The organism is Cryobacterium aureum (genome assembly GCF_002954245.1).
In the GTDB taxonomy this organism is placed as follows: domain Bacteria; phylum Actinomycetota; class Actinomycetes; order Actinomycetales; family Microbacteriaceae; genus Cryobacterium; species Cryobacterium aureum.
Genome location: NZ_PPTG01000041.1, coordinates 1 through 3371, shown reverse-complemented (window position 1 = coordinate 3371; position 3371 = coordinate 1). Strand labels below are relative to the sequence as shown.

Genomic DNA, 3371 nt, shown 5'->3' with positions numbered 1-3371 from the left:
GTCGTGTTATGCCGACATTGTGATTATGCCGATGTTGGTCTCCGATGCCAGTCTGCGGGCGGTGGCTGGGGCAAAAAAGTCGGCATAATCACAGCGCGGCCAGGAACGCAAGAATGGCGTCGGTGGGCTGGTAGCGCCCTGCGGCGGTGATTCCAGGTGGGGTGATTTTCGCGATCGCGGCTTCCTTGAGCGTCATATCGGCGTGGAGGTAAATGTTGGTCGTGACGATCTGTTCGTGGCCAAGCCAGAGGGCAATCACGGTCGTGTCAACGCCAGCGTGCAGCAGCCGCATCGCGGCAGTGTGGCGCAGCGTGTGCATGCTCACACGTTTGCCGACCAGCGACGGACAAGCCAACGCGGCGAGGGTGGTCGTGTGGTGGATGCGGTGTTCGATGGCGTCGCGGCTGAGCTCCCGGCCGGTGCTGCTGGTGAAGAGTGGGGCGTCAACGGGACCGCCGTGTTCGGTGATCCATCGGGTGAGAATCGTGACCGTGGCGGAAAGCAGCGGGGTGCGTCGCTCTTTGCGGCCCTTGCCGAGGCAGTGAACGTGGGCGCCAACACCGGTATGGACATCGGAGATCTTCAGGCCGATGATCTCGCTGATGCGCAACCCGGTTTGGATTGCCAGGGCGAACATTGCGTGATCGCGTCGACCGGTGCGAGTGTTCTGGTCGCAGGCGCCGAGCAGCGCGTCGGCTTCGGCTGGATCAAGCCAGGTGACGATATTGCGGTGCATTCGTGCGGAAGGGATCGCTAAGACGCGTTGAATCACCTCGGCATTCTCGTGTTGGCTCAGCGCGGCGTAGGCGAACAGGGAATGGATCGCGGCCAGGCGGGTGTTGCGGGTGCGAACACTGTTGCCTCGGGACTCGTCCAGGTAGTGGAGAAACCCGGTGATCATGTCGGCGTCGAGGTCGCCGATCTCCACCCGCGAGGGCGTCGTGTTTTTCAGATCACAGACGTAGCGCAGCAACAGCGTGAACGTGTCACGGTAAGAGGCAATAGTGTTTTTGCTGGACTGCCGTTGGGTGATTAGGCGGTCGGTGAAGAACGTCTGCAGCAGCGGCGCGAGACTGCTCATGACTCCACCGGAAATCTGGTCGTGGCGTTGTCGAGTCGGGCGGCAGCGTAGCCGAGTAGCTCGGGGACTGCGCTGAGATACCAGTAGGTATTGGCTGGATTGGAATGACCCAGATAGGTCGTCAGGGCGGGCATCTTGGCGGCAACGTCGACGCCGTCGCGATACCAGCCCAGCAGCGTGTTCACCGCAAAAACGTGCCGAAGGTCATGCATTCGGGGGTGTTGCGCCGCGGTGCGCACTCCCGCAACGGTGGAAGCCTGCACCCAGTTATCGCGAACGGTCATGTATTTCAAGCGTTCGCCGTCTGTGTCGGTGAAAAACGCGGGCCCGCGATGGTGAGGCTGGTCACCACGCCAGTGCGCATAACGTTCGAGGGCGGCCGTCGCAGTTGGATGCAGCGGGACGAGGCGCGGGTAGCGCCCCTTGCCCCGGCTGATGAGCAGGACCCCGGCGTCCAGATCAACGGTGGCACGGTCCAAGGCAAGAGCCTCACCAACACGCAGCCCCGTGACAGCCAGCAGGCTGAACAACACAGGGTAGGTCTGCGCCCGACTCCCACCCACCAAAGTGGTGGCCGCATGGATGACCGCGGTGATCTCGGCCGCGCTAAAAATGTAGGGCGTCGGACGGTGCACGACAGCGCCGAAGATCCCTCGGGGTGGCACTTCGTTGACCGGGTCGAGCGCATGCACGTAGGTGGCGAAACCACGCACTGCCTCCATCCGCCGAGAGGCCCGCGTCATCGGCACGACCGCCGATCCTGCCGGGAGGAGACTGCACCAGGAGATGGCCTCCGTCACGGTGATCGCCTCGATTCCGGCGGCGGTCAGGTGGGCGGCGAACTGATGCAGCAGATGTTCATGCCCGCGCAGCTGAGCCCCCAGCTGGCGGCGCAGGCGCAGATAGTCGGCGACATCCGTGTCCCACGTCATGACGGTTCACCCCCGTTGGGCCAGGGCTGGGCCAGTAGTCGCAGCCGCTCGATGTCGACCCGGGCGTAGTTCGCCGTTGTCGCGGGATCGTCATGGCGCAGCACCTGACCGATCACCGCCAGTGGGACTTCGGCGGCGACCATCGCCTCAGCGAGGCCATGGCGCAACTGGTGAGGCCCGAACGGTTCCAACTGCGCGCGGGTGCAAGCGTGAGTCACGAGACGCCAAACCGCGGGTGAACTCAGCCGGCGTTGAGGCGCTTTGACGGTGCAAAACACCTCTCGGAGAGTCGGCTCCGCCGGGCGGGCATGCTGCAAGTAGTCCACCACTGCGGTACCCACCTCGGCGGGAAGGGGAAGACACTCGTCTTTGGCGCCCTTGCCGCGAATGAGGACTTCACCGTGACGCCAATGAATATCCTCCAGCTGCATTCCGGCGACTTCCCCGGCGCGCAGGCCGAGACGACTCAACAGCAAGATTATGGCGTAGTCGCGCCGCCCCACCGCCGTGCTCCGGTCGCATTTTTTCAGTACAGTGTCGATCTGTGCGGCGCTGGCGCCTATCGGCAGCAACGACGGCACCGGCTCCCGGACCACCAAGGTCGCACCGGTCAGGTCATGATCGATCTCGCCAGTAATGAAGCAGAACCGCAAGAATGCCCGCAGGGCATACCCGAACTTCTTCACCGACGCCGGCGCGCGTCCCACCCCCTCGTCCAGAAGCGCTCGTGTAATCTCGCCGCCGCCCAGCCCGGCAAGCCCCTCAGCTGGGCAATAGTTTCGCAGGAACCGTCGCACCCGCACCACATATGCTGACGTCGTCCGCGCCCCGATGCGACGCTCCATCAGGAGGTAACGCTCAAACCGCACGAGCACCGCCGGATCCTCCGGCGGAACCGGACCACGAGCAACCGCGGCGCTGATCGCCCCTGACTCGGCCAGCCAACCCAACAATGGCCGCAACGCCTTGCGGGTGAACAACGCGGTGTAAGTCGCCTTGCGTTCAATCAGGAAATCGTCCACCTGCAACGTGGCCAGGTCGCTCAGACTCGTTCCTCCTGCCTCAAGCCAACGGCTGAAATGGGCCAGCAGATAGAACTGGCTCACCCTCGATGTTGGGGTGAATCCCAGCCGCACCAGCTCGGCCTCGAACCCCTCAGCATGATCATGCAGCGGGCCATGAATCTGGACCCGCTTCCTTTGTCTCGTCGGTGTCATTAGATGCTCCTTGTCGCCTCAACAGTTGAGAAGACAAGCCCAACACCGGCGGTGTGATTATGCCGACTTTTTTGCCCCAGCCACCGCCCGCAGACTGGCATCGGAGACCAACATCGGCATAATCACAATGTCGGCATAACA

At 63.3% G+C, this 3371-nt stretch carries 3 protein-coding genes; all 3 read right to left on the bottom strand.

From position 1 onward, the window contains the following. Positions 1-88: 88 nt before the first annotated feature. From CJ028_RS15200 to CJ028_RS15190, 3 genes are read right to left on the bottom strand one after another with little or no spacing between them, the layout of a single operon-like run. The gene (locus tag CJ028_RS15200; RefSeq protein ID WP_105036071.1) at positions 89-1081 is read right to left on the bottom strand and encodes a tyrosine-type recombinase/integrase; all 993 of its coding nucleotides are present in this window, start codon (positions 1079-1081) and stop codon (positions 89-91) included. Continuing rightward, a complete protein-coding gene (locus tag CJ028_RS15195) occupies positions 1078-2013 on the bottom strand; it encodes a tyrosine-type recombinase/integrase (RefSeq protein ID WP_105036070.1) in 936 nt (311 codons plus the stop codon). Before CJ028_RS15195 ends, CJ028_RS15200 begins: the two co-directional genes overlap by 4 nt. After that, positions 2010-3230 (bottom strand): tyrosine-type recombinase/integrase, encoded by a 1221-nt coding sequence (locus CJ028_RS15190; RefSeq protein WP_105036069.1) that lies wholly within the window; start codon positions 3228-3230, stop codon positions 2010-2012. The genes CJ028_RS15195 and CJ028_RS15190 overlap by 4 nt, the downstream gene beginning before the upstream one ends. Positions 3231-3371 lie beyond the last annotated feature (141 nt).

Bases quoted from the DNA above. Each gene is read 5' to 3' on its own strand.
- CJ028_RS15195 (WP_105036070.1), bottom strand. From the start codon at position 2,013: ATGACGTGGGACACGGATGTCGCCGACTATCTGCGCCTGCGCCGCCAG.
- CJ028_RS15190 (WP_105036069.1), bottom strand. From the start codon at position 3,230: ATGACACCGACGAGACAAAGGAAGCGGGTCCAGATTCATGGCCCGCTG.
- CJ028_RS15200 (WP_105036071.1), bottom strand. From the start codon at position 1,081: ATGAGCAGTCTCGCGCCGCTGCTGCAGACGTTCTTCACCGACCGCCTA.